This window comes from Pseudomonas sp. RC2C2, from assembly GCF_018390435.1.
GTDB lineage: Bacteria > Pseudomonadota > Gammaproteobacteria > Pseudomonadales > Pseudomonadaceae > Aquipseudomonas > Aquipseudomonas donghuensis.
Genome location: NZ_JAHBAX010000002.1, coordinates 421112 through 435977, shown reverse-complemented (window position 1 = coordinate 435977; position 14866 = coordinate 421112). Strand labels below are relative to the sequence as shown.

Here is a 14866-nt window from a genome sequence, read left to right as displayed (position 1 = left end):
AGGTGGTGCGCCAGTTTCTCCCATCAGCAATGCAATGTCTGTAATGGGTCAAAAGCTCCCATCAAGAATCCCAGCTTGAATCCCCACCCCAACCCCGTTACCCTCCCCCAGTCGCTGCAAATTCAGCGACTCGGGCTTGGCGGTCCGAGACGAAGGCGCAAAGCGCCCCACAATCACCCTCGCAGGCGCTTTTTTTGTGCCCGCGATGATGCTTTATGGCGGGCTGCGCATGGACTTCTTCGGAAGTGCCGGGTTCCTTCGTACCGGTCCGCCAACCTTGCGTAGTCCGTCACCCTTCCCTGCTTGGCGGCAGGCGGTGGCGGATCCTTTCTACGAAGGAGCACCACCATGACCAAACCCGTTCCCGATCCACCCTTCACCACCCAAACCAGCACCACCTTCGGCTCCTGCAACGGCAGCCACGACCCGCTGTTCGCCGTCCGCGCCGGTGTCTCGTCCGAAGACGCCCTGATCCACACCTCCATCCTGCTCAAAAGCGCCTACCAGACCAACGCCCACGCCTGTGAATTGGTCGATGCCGAGGTGCGCGGGTTGCTCTGGGCGACCGAGCAATCACTGGAGATGAGCCTCGCCCTGGTCGAGGCGTTGCTGGACGAGTTCGAAGCGCGCTCGGCAACCGCAGCGTTGTTGCGGCGTTCGCTGCAAGCAGGGCAATCGGCGGTGGAATGATCGCCAGCGATTGTCCTGGGCCGCCGATGCGGCCCGCTCGTCCAGTGCCGAGCCTGGGCACCCGCCGCGTCGCCCCCGCTCCTTTGGCCCAACTCAAGCCGCCGGGCCTGGTTCGCGAGACGATGGCTGAAAGCCGGCCACCGCCTTGAGCTCAGGCAACGCCATCGATCCAATTGCGCGGCATTGCATACCAGCATCGAATGCGTCATCTGGACTCGCCCCGTGTCAACGTGCGTGTGATTGGGCCAGATTGCCCTGAATACATTCGCCACGTCCTTACGGCAGGCACGTTTAGTTGACCAGGTTCAACCAGGGCCAGCGTTCGCGATAGCTCGCCGCTTTTTGGCTGAACAAGCCAGGCAGCGGGTTCAGTTCGTTAAGCCTGAGCAGGTTGTTCTGAAGATCGTCCAGGCCGTGTGTGCTGTATAGCGCCCCTGTGTAGACATCCACTCCCAGGCAGGTTGCGCTGATCAGGTAGCGATCTATGCCATCGGTTACTTTTCTCAATTGAGGATAGGCGGCGCCGAATTTCGATTCGTACCACAGGTGAACGCGGGCCTGATTGCGTACCTCTACGTTGACCTCAAGATGGGAGCAGGCATCGCGAACCCGTGTGATAACTCGATCCTCGGCCTCCCATGAAAGGTCCTCATCGAAATAGGCGATGTCGTAATCCTTGATGCCCCATTCAGCGGGCTGTCCCGATTGATGATTCCAGAAGGTCTGGAACAGACATCCCGCTGTCAGCATGCAGTGAGGGATGTTCAGTGTCGGCAGGAGCGTAAGTAATGCGTGATTGATGGCGTTTTCTTGGGCGATCGCCAGCACGTGCTCGTTGGTCAGTGAATGCATCGTTACCCTCCATGGTGGCTGGGGTGAGCTTACCTGAGCGATGCCCGGGATGAATGATTTAATGTCCGCTTATAACTGTGGATGCAACCCAAAGCCGTCATCGGCCCATCACCCCAGTGCTTCGTTATTCTCCATCCTATCGCTTGAACTGAACCCCCGGGTGCCTTCGATTATTTCGTAATCGCGAAACTGAACGCCTGTTCTTGCAAGCTCGTTTTGATCAATGCAGCCAATTGTTGGGTGGCTGGTGTTGGGTCGTCGCCACCGCGGTGAAGCACATAGCCAAGGCTTGGCACGGCGGGTAAGCCAGAAACAACGGTGAGATGACTCGGCAGCCCGATGCGAGTTCGCAGCGTCAGGCCCAACCCGGCGGCGACGGCCGCCCAGATACCACCAACGCTGGGGCTGGTCAGGGCGATCCGCCAAGGTATTTGCGCGCAATCCAGCGCCTGGGTGGCGGCGCTGCGCAATACGCAAGGCGCGTCGAACATGATCAACGGCAGCGGTGAGTCATCAAGGGCAGTCAGCAATGGCGTATCGCGGGCCCCGATCCAGTGCATCTGGGTTTCGCCCAGTCGCGTGGCATAGGGCGACATGTACCCGGTGTCCCAGGTCAGGGCCAAGTCCAAGCCCCCGCTTTCGACCAGCGCCAGCAATTCGACATTTCGCGCAATCTTTACTTCCAGGCTCACCCTCGGGTACGTCTGGACGAAGCGTCGCAGGATATCGCTGAGGAAATGTTCCCCAAAGTCCTCTTGAAGCCCGAGGCGTATGGTCCCGGCGGCCTGGCTTTCATGCAGGGTCTGGAAAATGCTGTCGTTCAGCTCCAGCAACCGACGGGCATGGCTGAGCAGTGTTTCTCCTACGGGGGTCAACACCAGCCCGCGACCGGATTTAGCCAGTACCGGCGTGCCGAGCTGCTCCTCGAGTTTCTTCAACTGGGCGCTCACGGCGGACGTCGATCGACCGAGACGATCCGCCGCTTTGGCGAAGCTGTTGAACTCCACGCCGGTGACAAAGGTGCGCAATACATCAAGATCGAAGGTCGGGCGGCGCATTCGATAGTCCACAAATTCGGGATAGTTGCCGCCATTAAATCTGATATTCGGCATTATCGCGAATTGATAGTTTTGCCCTGTCGATTAGCCAATCAGAGGGAAAACGTCATGAACCCATCCATGAGCACTGCGCAAACGCAACAGGCCGATTACCCGCAACCATTTGCCGAGTTGACCGAACATATGCTGTTCGGCGAGATGTGTACGCGTACGCAATGGACGCCTCGTGAACGCAGCCTCGCCACAGCCCAGGAGTAACCGGCCATGCCGTTTGCACGAATTTCACTGCACCGGGGCAAGTCCGCCGAGTATTTACAGGCGTTGTCTCAGGGTTTGCACGACGCCTTGGTCGAGAGCTTCGAAGTGCCGAAGACCGATCACTTCCAGGCCATTCACCAACATGAGGTCGGAGAGCTGATATTTGATCCCCACTACTTGGGGGGGCCGCGTAGCCATGACTTTGTGCTAATCGCGATTACCGCTGGCCGTCCTCGAAGTGTTGAGACGAAACAGCGATTTTACCGCGGTCTGGTCGAGAAACTGGGGCGGACGACGGGACTGAACGCGGAGGATGTCATGGTGGTGATCACCACTACGGCCAGTGATGAGTGGTCGTTTGGTGGAGGGCGGGGCAACTAGCCTTCGGGTGAGTGCAGCGCCTGTATTCCATAATCGATAGCACCGGTAGGACATGCCGGTCAGACAGGCACAGCCTATTGGCGTACCTGCCAGTTTGGTTCAGCGCGCGTGCGGATGGTCGAGTACAGCCCTGGCTATTTGACCGATCACTGGTGTTGGAGGGGACATATCCTGTTGTGCCTGAAGGGTCGGTTGAATCCACCGCCGAAAGCGGTCGGTCGCCAACGACTGCTTCCGGCCAAAAGCGACCCTTGGGCAAACGATGAGTCCAGCATTTGCTGCATTAACTAAAGTTCGGCTCGGTCAACACGTTGCGCCCTGACGGGCGCAATCGCATGCGAAAAAGATAATCACGAAGCTTGGATGTTTTTTTCAGCCATTGTGCACTGTCGGGCACGCGTTCCAAATAATCGAGCATCGGCGTCAGGATGGCGTCCGCCATGCTGTAGTCCGCCCCGCAGAAAAATTGCTGCCCGCCCAACTGCTTCTCCAGCAGCCCAAGTGTTTGGGTAGCCATTGGTTCGGCGGTCGCCACAGCTTCTCTATCGATAGGGCGTGACGGTTGCGCAGGTGAAACCAGCAATAAAAGATAACGACGTATCAATCGATCATCGGCATACGTCGCCAAGGCAGCGGACCACTGATCGACCTTTACCCTCTGGGCCAAGTCTGCGGGTCTTAGGGATGCGTGCGCAAAGGCTTCATCCAGGTAGCGGCAAATGGTGGTTGTTTCGCTTACGCTCCGCTCTCCATGCAGCAATACCGGGACCTTGCCAAAAGGATGCAGTGCCTTGTGTTCAGGGCTGTGGAGCGTGATCGTTTTACCCTCCACGTGCATCCCATGCGTGTAATCGAGCGCTTTCTCTTCGCAGTAAAGTCTGACACTACGCACGAAGGTGCTAAATCCAGGTCCCAGTATGTGCAATCGCATGAGTAGCTCCTTGAGGGAAGAGTCGGCAATTCTGGTCGGTATGACTTTATGTTCAAGAACATAAAGTCCCGTTTTGTCATACTCCCTCTCACGCTTTACTGAGGAGAAGACGTATGCCCTGGCCTGCTACACAGCGCGCAACCACTCGACAGGTGATTTTGGATAGCGCAGCACGACTCTTCGCACTGGAAGGTTTCGAAAAAGTCAGTATCGACTCAATTATGGAGAGTGCCGGACTGACCCGGGGGGGCTTCTATAGTCACTTCGCATCCAAAACGGAGCTTTACACCGAAGCGATTAGAAATGCCGCGAACGCGGGGGGCGCGATACTGGAACAGGCTGGTAAAGACGGTTTGCAGCAGGTAGTGAAAGACTACCTGCGCATGGACCATCGGGATGCAAGCCGTATGCACTGTCCGTTAGCCTTCATGGTCAATGATGCTGCTCAGCAGAACGGAGCCATCCAGGAGAGCTACACCCAAGTGCTCGAAGCTTTCATTGCACGTCTGGAATCCAGACTGAAATCGACGACAGAGACCGATACACGCCAGCATGCTTTGCAAATTGCCGTAGGGATGATTGGTGGCTTGGCATTAGCTCGAGCTGTGGCCGATGAGCAATTGGCGCAAGAGATTCTCACAGCCTGTCAACAGGGGTGTTTGCAGCTCGTTGAGCGATGACATGCCTTAGCAAGCAACGAAACGACTGCATGGGGTCGATAGCAGCCACTTGCGAACGGCAGCACTCGACCATCACCGGCCGTTCAGGGCAAATTCACGTCCCTTGACCCACAACGCATACATTCCATCAACCAAGTCCTCGGCTATTGCCTGCTGCTTTACCGGATCACGTAGCGTAACCAGATCATCCCGCGGAAGCGTGACCAGGTCGATGTTGATTTCGGGGAAGCGCCAAAACAGGTCGGTGCTCTTGCCGGAAGAGCCTGGTATGGAGTCGCTCAGCTTGTGTAAATTTTCTCGTTCAGATGCCTTGGCTTCCTCAGGTATGCCATAGCCAAAGTAGAATCGGTGATTGAGTTCGATGTAGACGAACCCTGCCATAGCACCCAGGGCGAAGTACAAACCGTATTGGCGATTGCCGCGCGACTTGCTGTAGTAGTTGCGTATGGCATCGCGACTTGCGGTGTCTTCCGGCTTAGGCATGTCAGGGTAGGTCGCTTCACGGTAGGTGCGTATACGCCCCCAAAGCTGATCTTGCAGATCGATGAGCGCTTCTTTGTAAGCCTGCTCGATATCGGCTACCAGTAGCAGATTGTCTCCCTCCAATAACTTCTTTTTCAATTCACTCATGTACATTCCTCCCTGGTCCGTGGATGTCAGGTTCTTGAGCAGTTCGATGTACTGGAAAACGCTTTCGCGCAAGCCGGGATCTCGTGCAACCAAAGGCACACAGCGCTCTAGCCAACTGATAATGTCCGTTTCATAGCTGATCAGGTCCACCTTGACGCCTTTGCTGCTTTGCTCAGATGGCTCCGAACCATCGAGCGTCAGGTAGAGATTGGTAATGGCCGTGTACCCCTGCCTTCTAATCAACTGGTCATAACGGTAGATCTGCTCATCTTCGTCGTGATGGTAGATCTTGTTTTCTATAATGATGGCCTGGCCTTTGCTATTACGGATGAATATATCGATGTCCCTGAATTCGGCGTGGACGCTGGCGGTCTCTACGTCGAAGTCGTCAATATTAAGGACGTGGAGCAAGGTCTTGAGCAAGGCGTTACCACAACCGTGCGAAGCTTGCGGGTTCAGCAGGTAAGCCAGAAAGCGGGAGTGCAGGTAGACCTCATCGCTGTTGCTGCGCAGCACTGTAAACAAGTTGAAGCCGGGGTCGCGGTGATGGGTTGCGCGCAGAACGGCAGCCGCTTGGAACAGATCACTCATCGTGAATACTTTCCGTAATAGTCAGATAGGGATTTGTGTCGCCTCACGTTTCGCACAGACGACAGACAGCTTTTGGCCGAATGCCTCCCTCCGCGAAGGGCCGTTATCGACCCATGGAAGAATTGTGCGCTGTATTCAGCAATCTACTGGCGAGTCGACAAGTTCGACGTAATCAGACTCGCCCTCTCCAGTCGCACCGGACAACCAACCCCAAACAAAGTGAAGCGTCGTGCGCCCATGATGGTCTTGGCCAATCTCGCCGCGCGACCAGCCAGCAAGGATCTCATCCGCAGTGGTAATGCAGTGATAAAGAAGCTCGATGGTGTTGCTGCCCGTCACCCGACCCACTTGACTGCCCATGCGGATCCGGCCACCGTGGTAAGTGCCAGTGATGGTCCCACCGTCGACGAGATAATGAAATACCGTTCCGTTACCCGATAGCCCTTGGGTGTTGTTGGCGACGGTGAATCGACGGTTGTTCAATCGTTCGTGAATTTCGGAAAAGCATTCCATAAGCCACTTGCCCTCACCTGGAAATCCATTTCAGAAGCGCACAGCCTATACGTAGATGGTTGGGGCTTCCATCTGAATGTCCGCTAAGGGTTGTGGATTCAACCGGTCGAAAGCGGACGGTCGCGATTGATCGCTTTCGACCCAAAGCGAACGTCCCTGGCCTGTCCGCTTCTACTACATGCTGACGCTGTTGGTCCCGCCCGGGAGAGCCTAATCCTAAGGTCCAGCCTGAATATCGCCAGGGCTACAGGACTTTAAGACCATTGGCAGTCTCGATGTATGCCTGCAAACCATATCGCTCACTGCGCAGGACACTGACCGGGCCGGAAAAGCCGATAGCCTCAAGGTGGTGTTCCACGCCCTCTGGATCGGGATGAACGATTTCCAAGCGTTGCAATTGGCAGCCGTTATCAGCGAGCGTCTGTGCTGGATGCTCCGAGTCGCCCCAGTCGATCAGGCTAGGCACGACCCCACCCAGCGGTAAGTGGCCGTCAGGCTGAATCGAAATATTCCACGACAGCGCTCCCCTGCTCATTGGCTCGATCATTCCAAAAGCCTTCTTGAGCCTTTCGTCTGCGGCATCTAGATGCTCTGTACGCGCCACCCAATGGGCCAGATAGGGAACTGCTTGTGCACTCAGCGCATCTAGGCCGAACCACCTTGGTCTAGTGGGTAAAGGCGCCGTACCGTCGGGGGCAATTACCTCGAGATAAAAAAATTCCCCTAAGCGCAGCAGCAGGTTATGTGTACTCATACGCGCATGCTTGCCTCCCGGCTGCAACTGCACCCCCAGTTGTTGCTCGACGAGTTGCGCGCCTGAGGTAAGGGTCGGTGACACGATGACCAAATGATCCAGGCTGGAACGCCTCATATGCACAGTTCCAGGTTCAGAAGGTCCTGTATGTCTTGTCGCCGCCTGATCATCCGAAAACTTGCGTTCTCAATCAGGACCTCGGGCAACAAAGGCCGACTGTTGTAGTTTGAAGACATCGAAGCACCATAGGCGCCCGAATCATGGATCACCAGAAGATCACCGACACGGGCCTGCGGCAGGTCTTGGGCGGCCAGGGCGTGTTCGTCCTGGGTGAAAACATCGCCGGACTCGCACAGCGGCCCAGCTACCATGGTGGGTTGCAAAGGGCGAGACACCGGAATCCCGTCGGCGTCTAGCAACGTCATGCGGTGGTAACTGCCGTACAAGGCCGGCCGTATCAAGTCGTTAAAGCCGGCATCAACCAGGATGAAAGTAGTGCGGCCCATTTGTTTCACGGCGCGGACCTCGGTCACCAGGTAGCCCGCCTCTGCGATCAGGTACCGGCCCGGCTCTATCTCCATTCGCACGGAATGACCAAGTACTTCCTCGATTTCCTTGCGGGCCGCCGCCCATGTCCGAGCGTAGCGCTGGATATCGACCGGCATGTCGGTGCGTCGATACGGAACAGACAGCCCTCCGCCAATCGAGAAAGCCTCGATATCCCTATCTAGCTGACCAACAAGCTCAATCATCGATCGAGCAACCTGCTCCAAGTGCTCGTAATCCACTCCTGAGCCGATGTGCATGTGCACGCCTACCAGATGCAAATCGTAGGTCCTGATACAGTCAAGCGCCTCGCCCAGCTGTTCGTGCCAAATGCCATGTTTGCTGTTTTCACCGCCCGTGTTGGTCTTGCGACTGTGCCCATGGCCGAACCCGGGGTTGATCCGAATCCAAACCCGGTGTCCTGGGGAGCGCTCGCCCAGCTGCCGGAGCATGTCAATTGAGCCCGCGTTCACTTCTATCCTTGACTCGATCACCCGGGCCAGGGTCACCTGGTCCAGCACATCGCACGTCAGCACCACCCCCGCTGGCTGGCCATCGAACGATGCCCCCGCAGCCAGGGCCCGTTCGATTTCACCTAGTGAGACGGCATCGAGGACCAGGCCTCGTGCCCGCATCAAGCGCAGGATATGCACGTTTGGATTGGCCTTCTGCGCGTAGCGAACCGTGTCGAAGTCTTGCAGATTTTCGATACGATCGATGATGGTTTTTGCGTCGTATGCCCATAGGGGCGAGCCGTGTCGGCGAACCGCGTCGGCCAATAATTCGAACGGTGCAGAGTCGATCATGAAGAGTCCTCGTTCAGGGGACCATGAGGATGGAGCAAGACGAGTATTCATAAAAATAGCTTTTGTTCTGGAATCGATTCATATCTGATATGACTATTCCATTCTTTCTGGTACCGCTGTGAAGCTTTCCTTTCGCCATATCGAGATCTTTAGAGCCGTCATGTCAGCCGGAAGCGTCACGGGTGCCGCACGTCTGCTCTTCACCTCACAACCCACCATCAGCCGTGAACTGTCACGGTTGGAACAGCTGCTTGGGCTACGGTTGTTCGATCGCGAGGGTGGCCGCTTGAAGCCAACGGCGCAGGCGTTGCTGTTGATCGAGGAAGTTGAGTTTTCCTACATTGGCCTGGAGCGTATCGACCGGTACGCTCAGGCCATTCGCAACTTCGAACATGGAAGGCTGGCCATCACCTGCCTGCCGCTCTTCTCCCAGACCCTCCTACCCGAGGTATGTCGGCAGTTCCACCAGCATCACCCAGGCGTGAGCGTAGGCATTACGGCTCAGGAGTCACCATTACTGGAAGAGTCGCTGGTCGCCCAACAACATGACCTTGGGTTGACCGAAGTCGAGCAGATCCCCCGAGGGACGTCCGGCGAATTGCTGTTCAGCGCCAGGATGGTCTGCGTGTTGCCGAACCAGCACCCCTTGTTACAGAAGACTCAGCTTGAGCTGAGCGATTTTCACGAGGTGGATTTCATCAACCTATCCAGCCTCGATACCTACCGGCAGCAGTTGGATCAGCATTTCAGAATCGCCGGAGTCAACAGACGCACGGTCATCGAGACCACCAACGCGGCATCGGTGTGCGCTATGGTCAGGCAAGGGCTGGGCGTGGCGATTATCAACCCGCTGAGTGGGCTGGAAGCCGCGCAGAGTGGGCTGTCGATTCGCCAGCTAGGTGTCTGCGTTCGTTACCAGGTGATGATGATTCGCCCCAACCACCGGCCAGGCTCGGCGGCGGTGGATTTGTTCAGTGAGGCGCTGCGAACGCAAGCCCGAAAAATGAGCGATATCCTGGCAAAAGATTGTTGAAAAGACCTTCACTTTATCTGCGATCTGGGGCCTTACGTTGGTGGATGGGACAGTTCGATGCGAGCCATGTACAGAAGCCGCGACCCCATTTAAGGATAATATCCAGACTAAAAACCTGACTTCAAGTTGTAGAGAAGGCATCCTGTTTCGGCATAAAAAATCGAGCAAACAATTCAGATTGCGACTTGATGTTCAATTTGCCGTAAATGTTGCGGCGGTGAACCTTTATCGTCTCCACCGAGAGGGAAAGCTTCCCGGCTATTTCTTTATTAGAGAAGCCACTCAGTAACAACCTGAGCACATCACTTTCGCGCGTCGTTATTTGTGCGCCCAGCGGGGTCATCGTTTCTGGCCATGACGGTGGCTCCGTGTGATTTTTCCCGACGTCAGTTTCAAAACACATGCGCTGATGCATCAATGCAGTCACCCACGGCTTGATAATATCAAGTATTGTTATCTGCTCTTGATCAAAACGGACTTTGCTGCCAACGGAAATGCACAAGGTTCTATCGGCGTCGAGCTGAACATTGTACTGCACCTCATCCGCAGAAATGTATTGTGCGAAATATTGATGATAATACTCAGTTTCAAGAAAATATTCTGGCGCAATATCCAGCAGGTGAAAGAAACCGCTCTGTGGGTTTTCTCGATTAGCGATATAAAACGGATCCAGCAGATAAAGTCCCTTCACGTAGCGATGAATGAACGCGTTCACCTCTTCCGCATCTGCCACCTCAGGAAGACTAACCACTTCCACTTGTTGACTGCTGAAAATCAATACAACCCAATTATCGATTTGCACGTATTCATTCAACACCCGAACCAGTGAACTCCAGAACTCTGGACGGTTCAACTGCATGATCAGCTTCCCAATCGATCGGTGCCAAGCCAGGCTCTGGAGGTCGAACGGCATTTTCTACCCCTTTTGGGTTAGGGATTCGTAGGTCAGGGGTAAGTATTCGTAGGTATTTACTATTCGGTAACGCCCGGTATATTCACTGCCAGGGCCTAGGATGGCCATGAGGGTACATCGTCTTGACAAGGATGTTGCATGAGAAAATCACATTTGCGAACCATTTTTTCGGCCACGCTTCTCTGTGTAGGGATAAGCACGTCAGTGGCGGCTGCAGAGCCTGGGATGTATCTGTATAACTGGTTCGGGCTTCTCGCACCGGAGACCCCAAAGGCGTTTGAACAGGAAACCGGCACCAGAGTGCACATGGATGCGTTCGACAGCGCCGACATCATGCAGAGCAAGGTAATGGCTGGGCGCACGGGGTATGACGTGGTGGTGGCCACCTCCGATGTGTTGCCAAGCCTGATCCAGGCGGGAGTACTCCAGCCGTTGGATCGTGAGCAACTGAGTAATTTGTCCCATATCGACCCTGATCTCTTGGCCCAGGTCGCGGTCAATGACCCTGGCAATCGCTACGCGGTGCCCTATTTATGGGGCACTACCGGCATTGGCTATGACGTTGACAAAGTCAAAGCGGCATTGGGTGATAATGCGCCGGTGAACAGCTGGGATTTGATCTTCAAAGAAGAAAACATCAGCAAGCTTCAGTCGTGTGGCGTGGCAATGCTTGACTCTCCAAGTGAGATCATTTCGATTGCTTTGCATTACCTTGGACTCCCTAGCAACAGTAAGAACCCGGATGATTACCAGAAGGCCCAAGCCCTGCTGTTAAAAATCCGCCCCTACGTCCTCTATTTCGATTCATCCCGAATCGACGCCGACCTGGCTGACGGCAATATTTGTGCAGTGGTGGGATGGGCCAATGGTGCCCTTGCTGCACAGGCCATTAACGAGAAGGCCAAGACTGGACGCAAGATTACCTACAGCCTTCCGCGCGAAGGCGCGCTGGTCTGGTCGGAAAATCTGGTACTGCTAAAAGACGCTCCCCACCCCAAGGAAGGCATGGCGTTTATCAATTATATGTTGCGACCAGAAATCATTGCCAAGACGTCAAACCACACGCTCTACCCTAACGCAAATAAAGACGCCACTGCGTTTGTCGAACAGACGCTGCGAGACAACCCTTGGATTTATCCAGACAAAAAGACTGTTGCGACACTTATTCCACTTGAGCCACTGCCATTGAAGCTGGAGCGAATCCGCACACGGGTCTGGACCAAAGTGAAGAGTGGTGTGTGATCTGAGGTGATCTGTCGCTGTTGCTCGATGCAAGCCTTTATTTTTATACAGGCGTGGATCGAGCAGCACATTAATGCCTGCTACTCCCTTGAGCCCGAGATGACCCAGGGCCCTCTCCGACCCACTGATTAAACGCCCGGTGAAACACGCTCGCCTCGCGTTGGAGTTGGCGTCGGAAGCTGCCAATACTGATGGCCCTTGCTCTGGCCATTGCGAGTAACGGCATTCGCGCAGCTGGGCTGAATGTACCCAGCGTCCTGACATTGCTGTCTGCGACAGCGTCAATTCAACACCTTAGGTAAAAAGAGAACAGCGGATGTTCAGCCCAGCCCATCAGACCCACTTCAGTTTGACAATCGACGGTTTTGAGCACGATTTCCAAGTGCTCGCATTCAGCGGAGAGGAGGCGATCAGCAGGCCTTACTTCTTCAACGTGGAACTTGTTAGCGAGCGGTCTGACCTGGATCTCGAAAGCCTCTTCGACCTTGAGGCTTTTCTGACCTTCGATGCGCAGGGCAACGGCATTCATGGACGGGTCTATCACATCGCTCAACGCGGTAACGGTCAGCGTTTGACGCGCTACAGCCTGGCCCTTGTACCGCACCTGTCCTACTTGCGCCACCGCATCAACCAGAGGATCTATCAACAGTTCTCGGTGCCGAAAATCGTTGCGTTGATATTGGAAGAGCACGGGATTTTGGGCGACGCTTATCGGTTTCATCTAGGGTCGACCTATCCCGAGCGTGACTACTGCATCCAGTACGATGAAACGGATTTGCACTTTGTTCAGCGCTTGTGCGAAGAAGAAGGTATCCACTTTCACTTCCAACACAGTGCTCAAGGCCACGTGCTGGTCTTTGGCGATGATCAGGCGGCTTTTCCCAGGATTGGGCAACCCACTGCCAATCTTCGTGCTATGCAGCGCCGCCACGCGGTTTATCGTCAAGCTGAAGGGCAAAGTGACCAGACCCGGTTAGCCAGTGGCCATGTGCTGGAAATCTCCGGCCAGCCACGCCAAGCGTGGAACGCCCTATGGCTACTGACCCAGGTCATCCACGAAGGCAAGCAACCCCAGGTATTGAGTGAGCACGTCGCCAGTGGCCACACTGACAACCAGGATGACTTTCATCAGGGTTACCGCAACCGCTTTATGGTTCTGCCGTGGGACGTGCTCTATCGTCCGCCTTTGACTCACATGAAACCTCAGGTGCCTAGCAACCAGACCGCTGTAGTCATCGCAGTGGAAGACGAGGAGACCCCGAGTGATCGGCGCCTTGGAAGGGTCAAGGTCAAGTTCCCCTGGGGCAGCGAAGATAGATTTGACGACAAGAATAGTTGTTGGCTGAGCGGGGCTGCCAATTGGAGTTGTGAAATTACGCCCCCGCGAACGGGCATGGAAGTCATGGTCACATTTCTCGAAAGCGACCCCGATCAACCGCTGATCAGCGGTTGCCTGTGTTGCCGCTAACCGCAACCCCAATCAGGGCCGCGGGCCGAAATACAGCGCCTCGGCGATATACATCACCGGCCCGGCGCACTCGGCGACGATGATTTCGTAGTCGACGCGGTTTTCCCGCAGCATGTCCGCGCCGAGGATGCAGATGCACAAATCTACGCGCTACTTCGAGCCGCTGCTTCAGGGCTGCACAGAGGTGCAGTTCTCGTACCACGACTTTACAAACTGCCTTCTTTGTAGAGCGATGACTGAAGAAACTCTGCAATCAGCGCTGTAACCTGCTGTTGGATCGCCTCGCGCGGGCGAGTGCTGTCGCCATCCTCGCAAATGATGCCATCGCCTGGTACGTCTTCTTCGAGCAGTACCTTCGCACCAGGTTTGCATACCGACAAGAAGCTGAAGTGGCTTGCGTCGCTGATTTCGACGTAACGGCTTGACGCCGCAGGCAGGCGTTTGGCCAGGTTGGCAGACTCCAACGCAGCGGGAAGTTCGTGCGACGGTGCGCCGGCAGCGATCACCAGCGCAGGTACTGGCAGCGCGGCCAGGCTTTCATCGGTCAGGCCCCGGGAAAGGCCCAGGTCCAATGTAACCACGGCAGCGACGCGTTTATCGCGCCAGTCGGCGGCCAATGCGGCCTTTGATTTTGAGCTGTTTGCAGGGTTTATCGTTGCGTAGACGGTGCAACCTGATAACTGCGGGTGTGCTTTGCATTCATTGGCGAAGCGGTCTGGATCAAAACGCGCACCGGCGATCTCCAGGGCGGTCAAGCCGCCGAGTGAATGGCCCACTACTGCAATTCGGCCATTGGCGACCACGCCGAACTTTTCAGGTTGGGTCGTGACCCTATCAATGACTCGGCGCATATCAACGGGGCGCTGCCATAACTGCGCCGCAGCCTGAGGGTTACGGTCCAGGGTCGTGGTGCCAGGGTGATTGATTGCCGCGACGATGTAGCCCCTATGGGCCAGAGCACTGGCAAGCCAGGTCTGGTTGTTCCAGTTGCCCCTGTAGCCGTGGGAGAGCACCAGCAATGGATGCTTGCCAGCAGCTGGCGGCGCGTTACGAACGGCAGAGGCACCGACAAACACCACATCATCGCCGATCAATTGCGTGGCTGCGGTCGTTGCACTGGGGTACCAAACGACCATCTCCAGTGGGCGGTCATTGTGCGAGTCCGCCAGTGTGGACGATTGGAAGCCGACAGGGTTCTCGTCAGCAAGGGCGATAGTCGTCAGACAAGTCAACAATAAGCCGCTGAAAGCTATTTTCAATGTCGTTTCTTCCTTGATTAGACAAATGCATTGCAACCTGAACCCGCGTTAGGCGCATCCACCTTCGCATGGATGGGTTTGCCCCGCAATGGCCTCGCGCTGGAGCAACTGCCCATCACCGGGCGAGCCTGCCCCGCAGACTGATGCCCTACCCCGCGCCCACACCTTTGACACAAATCAAAGCGCCGGGTGTGGTTCGCGAGACGATGGCTGCAAGCAAGGAACGGATCGATAAGCGGCCACCGCCTTGAGCTCAAGGCC

Annotated in this window: 16 protein-coding genes and 2 pseudogenes; 8 read left to right on the top strand and 10 right to left on the bottom strand. The window is 55.8% G+C overall.

All coding sequences use genetic code 11. The features are described 5' to 3' along the window. The first annotated feature begins 348 nt into the window (after nucleotides 1–348). A complete protein-coding gene (locus KHO53_RS20515; protein ID WP_159388398.1) occupies nucleotides 349–690 on the top strand; it encodes a DUF6124 family protein in 342 nt (113 codons plus the stop codon). 291 nt (nucleotides 691–981) lie between these two features. Here KHO53_RS20515 and KHO53_RS20510 read toward each other — a convergent pair whose 3' ends face one another. Further along, a complete protein-coding gene (locus tag KHO53_RS20510; protein ID WP_159388397.1) occupies nucleotides 982–1542 on the bottom strand; it encodes a nucleotidyltransferase family protein in 561 nt (186 codons plus the stop codon). Nucleotides 1543–1712: 170 nt separating this feature from the next. Further along, nucleotides 1713–2600 (bottom strand): LysR substrate-binding domain-containing protein, encoded by an 888-nt coding sequence (locus KHO53_RS20505; protein ID WP_213570732.1) that lies wholly within the window; start codon nucleotides 2598–2600, stop codon nucleotides 1713–1715. A gap of 108 nt (nucleotides 2601–2708) precedes the next feature. Here KHO53_RS20505 and KHO53_RS20500 point away from each other — a divergent pair, with 108 nt between their 5' ends. The 3 genes and pseudogenes from KHO53_RS20500 to KHO53_RS25655 form a co-directional block, all read left to right on the top strand. Then, complete coding sequence (locus KHO53_RS20500) at nucleotides 2709–2858, top strand: hypothetical protein (RefSeq protein WP_213570731.1); 150 nt, start codon at nucleotides 2709–2711, stop codon at nucleotides 2856–2858. Between the two features lie 6 nt (nucleotides 2859–2864). Continuing rightward, nucleotides 2865–3239, top strand: a complete 375-nt coding sequence (locus tag KHO53_RS20495; RefSeq protein ID WP_213570730.1) for a tautomerase family protein — start codon at nucleotides 2865–2867, stop codon at nucleotides 3237–3239. Between the two features lie 36 nt (nucleotides 3240–3275). Next, nucleotides 3276–3473: pseudogene (locus KHO53_RS25655) on the top strand (DHCW motif cupin fold protein); the annotation flags it as partial. Between the two features lie 49 nt (nucleotides 3474–3522). Here the strand turns inward: KHO53_RS25655 and KHO53_RS20485 are convergent. Then, a complete protein-coding gene (locus tag KHO53_RS20485) occupies nucleotides 3523–4170 on the bottom strand; it encodes a glutathione S-transferase family protein (protein WP_036994661.1) in 648 nt (215 codons plus the stop codon). Nucleotides 4171–4283: 113 nt separating this feature from the next. Here KHO53_RS20485 and KHO53_RS20480 point away from each other — a divergent pair, with 113 nt between their 5' ends. Further along, nucleotides 4284–4850 (top strand): TetR/AcrR family transcriptional regulator, encoded by a 567-nt coding sequence (locus tag KHO53_RS20480; protein WP_010225401.1) that lies wholly within the window; start codon nucleotides 4284–4286, stop codon nucleotides 4848–4850. Nucleotides 4851–4922: 72 nt separating this feature from the next. On the opposite strand, the gene KHO53_RS20475 is transcribed toward KHO53_RS20480, so the two are convergent. The 4 genes from KHO53_RS20475 to lysA form a co-directional block, all read right to left on the bottom strand. After that, nucleotides 4923–6071, bottom strand: coding sequence for a PDDEXK-like family protein (locus KHO53_RS20475; RefSeq protein WP_036994660.1), 1149 nt, complete (start codon nucleotides 6069–6071; stop codon nucleotides 4923–4925). A 135-nt stretch (nucleotides 6072–6206) separates the two neighbouring features. Continuing rightward, nucleotides 6207–6584, bottom strand: a complete 378-nt coding sequence (locus KHO53_RS20470; protein ID WP_213570729.1) for an avidin-fold protein — start codon at nucleotides 6582–6584, stop codon at nucleotides 6207–6209. A gap of 244 nt (nucleotides 6585–6828) precedes the next feature. Continuing rightward, nucleotides 6829–7455 carry a VOC family protein gene (locus tag KHO53_RS20465; RefSeq protein WP_213570728.1) on the bottom strand — a complete coding sequence of 209 codons (627 nt, stop codon included), beginning with the start codon at nucleotides 7453–7455 and terminating at the stop codon, nucleotides 6829–6831. Further along, nucleotides 7452–8690: a diaminopimelate decarboxylase gene (gene lysA / locus KHO53_RS20460; RefSeq protein WP_213570727.1), complete on the bottom strand. Its 1239-nt coding sequence runs from the start codon at nucleotides 8688–8690 to the stop codon at nucleotides 7452–7454. The genes KHO53_RS20465 and lysA overlap by 4 nt, the downstream gene beginning before the upstream one ends. Nucleotides 8691–8808: 118 nt before the next feature. Here lysA and KHO53_RS20455 point away from each other — a divergent pair, with 118 nt between their 5' ends. Beyond that, nucleotides 8809–9723: a LysR family transcriptional regulator gene (locus KHO53_RS20455; protein WP_213570726.1), complete on the top strand. Its 915-nt coding sequence runs from the start codon at nucleotides 8809–8811 to the stop codon at nucleotides 9721–9723. A gap of 121 nt (nucleotides 9724–9844) precedes the next feature. On the opposite strand, the gene KHO53_RS20450 is transcribed toward KHO53_RS20455, so the two are convergent. Beyond that, nucleotides 9845–10636: a response regulator transcription factor gene (locus KHO53_RS20450; protein WP_213570725.1), complete on the bottom strand. Its 792-nt coding sequence runs from the start codon at nucleotides 10634–10636 to the stop codon at nucleotides 9845–9847. Nucleotides 10637–10774: 138 nt separating this feature from the next. Between KHO53_RS20450 and KHO53_RS20445 the strand changes: the two genes are divergently transcribed. Both KHO53_RS20445 and tssI read left to right on the top strand, forming a co-directional pair. Continuing rightward, entirely contained in the window at nucleotides 10775–11878 is a 1104-nt protein-coding gene (locus KHO53_RS20445; protein WP_010225414.1) for a polyamine ABC transporter substrate-binding protein, read from the top strand. Nucleotides 11879–12194: 316 nt separating this feature from the next. Beyond that, nucleotides 12195–13346, top strand: coding sequence for a type VI secretion system tip protein TssI/VgrG (gene tssI, locus KHO53_RS20440; RefSeq protein WP_213570724.1), 1152 nt, complete (start codon nucleotides 12195–12197; stop codon nucleotides 13344–13346). 21 nt (nucleotides 13347–13367) lie between these two features. Here tssI and KHO53_RS20435 read toward each other — a convergent pair. Both KHO53_RS20435 and KHO53_RS20430 read right to left on the bottom strand, forming a co-directional pair. Then, nucleotides 13368–13466 (bottom strand): annotated as a pseudogene (locus KHO53_RS20435) (tRNA (adenine(22)-N(1))-methyltransferase); the annotation flags it as partial. An 86-nt stretch (nucleotides 13467–13552) separates the two neighbouring features. Next, on the bottom strand, nucleotides 13553–14605 hold the full coding sequence (locus KHO53_RS20430; RefSeq protein WP_036994652.1) for an alpha/beta hydrolase family protein: 1053 nt from the start codon (nucleotides 14603–14605) through the stop codon (nucleotides 13553–13555). Nucleotides 14606–14866 lie beyond the last annotated feature (261 nt).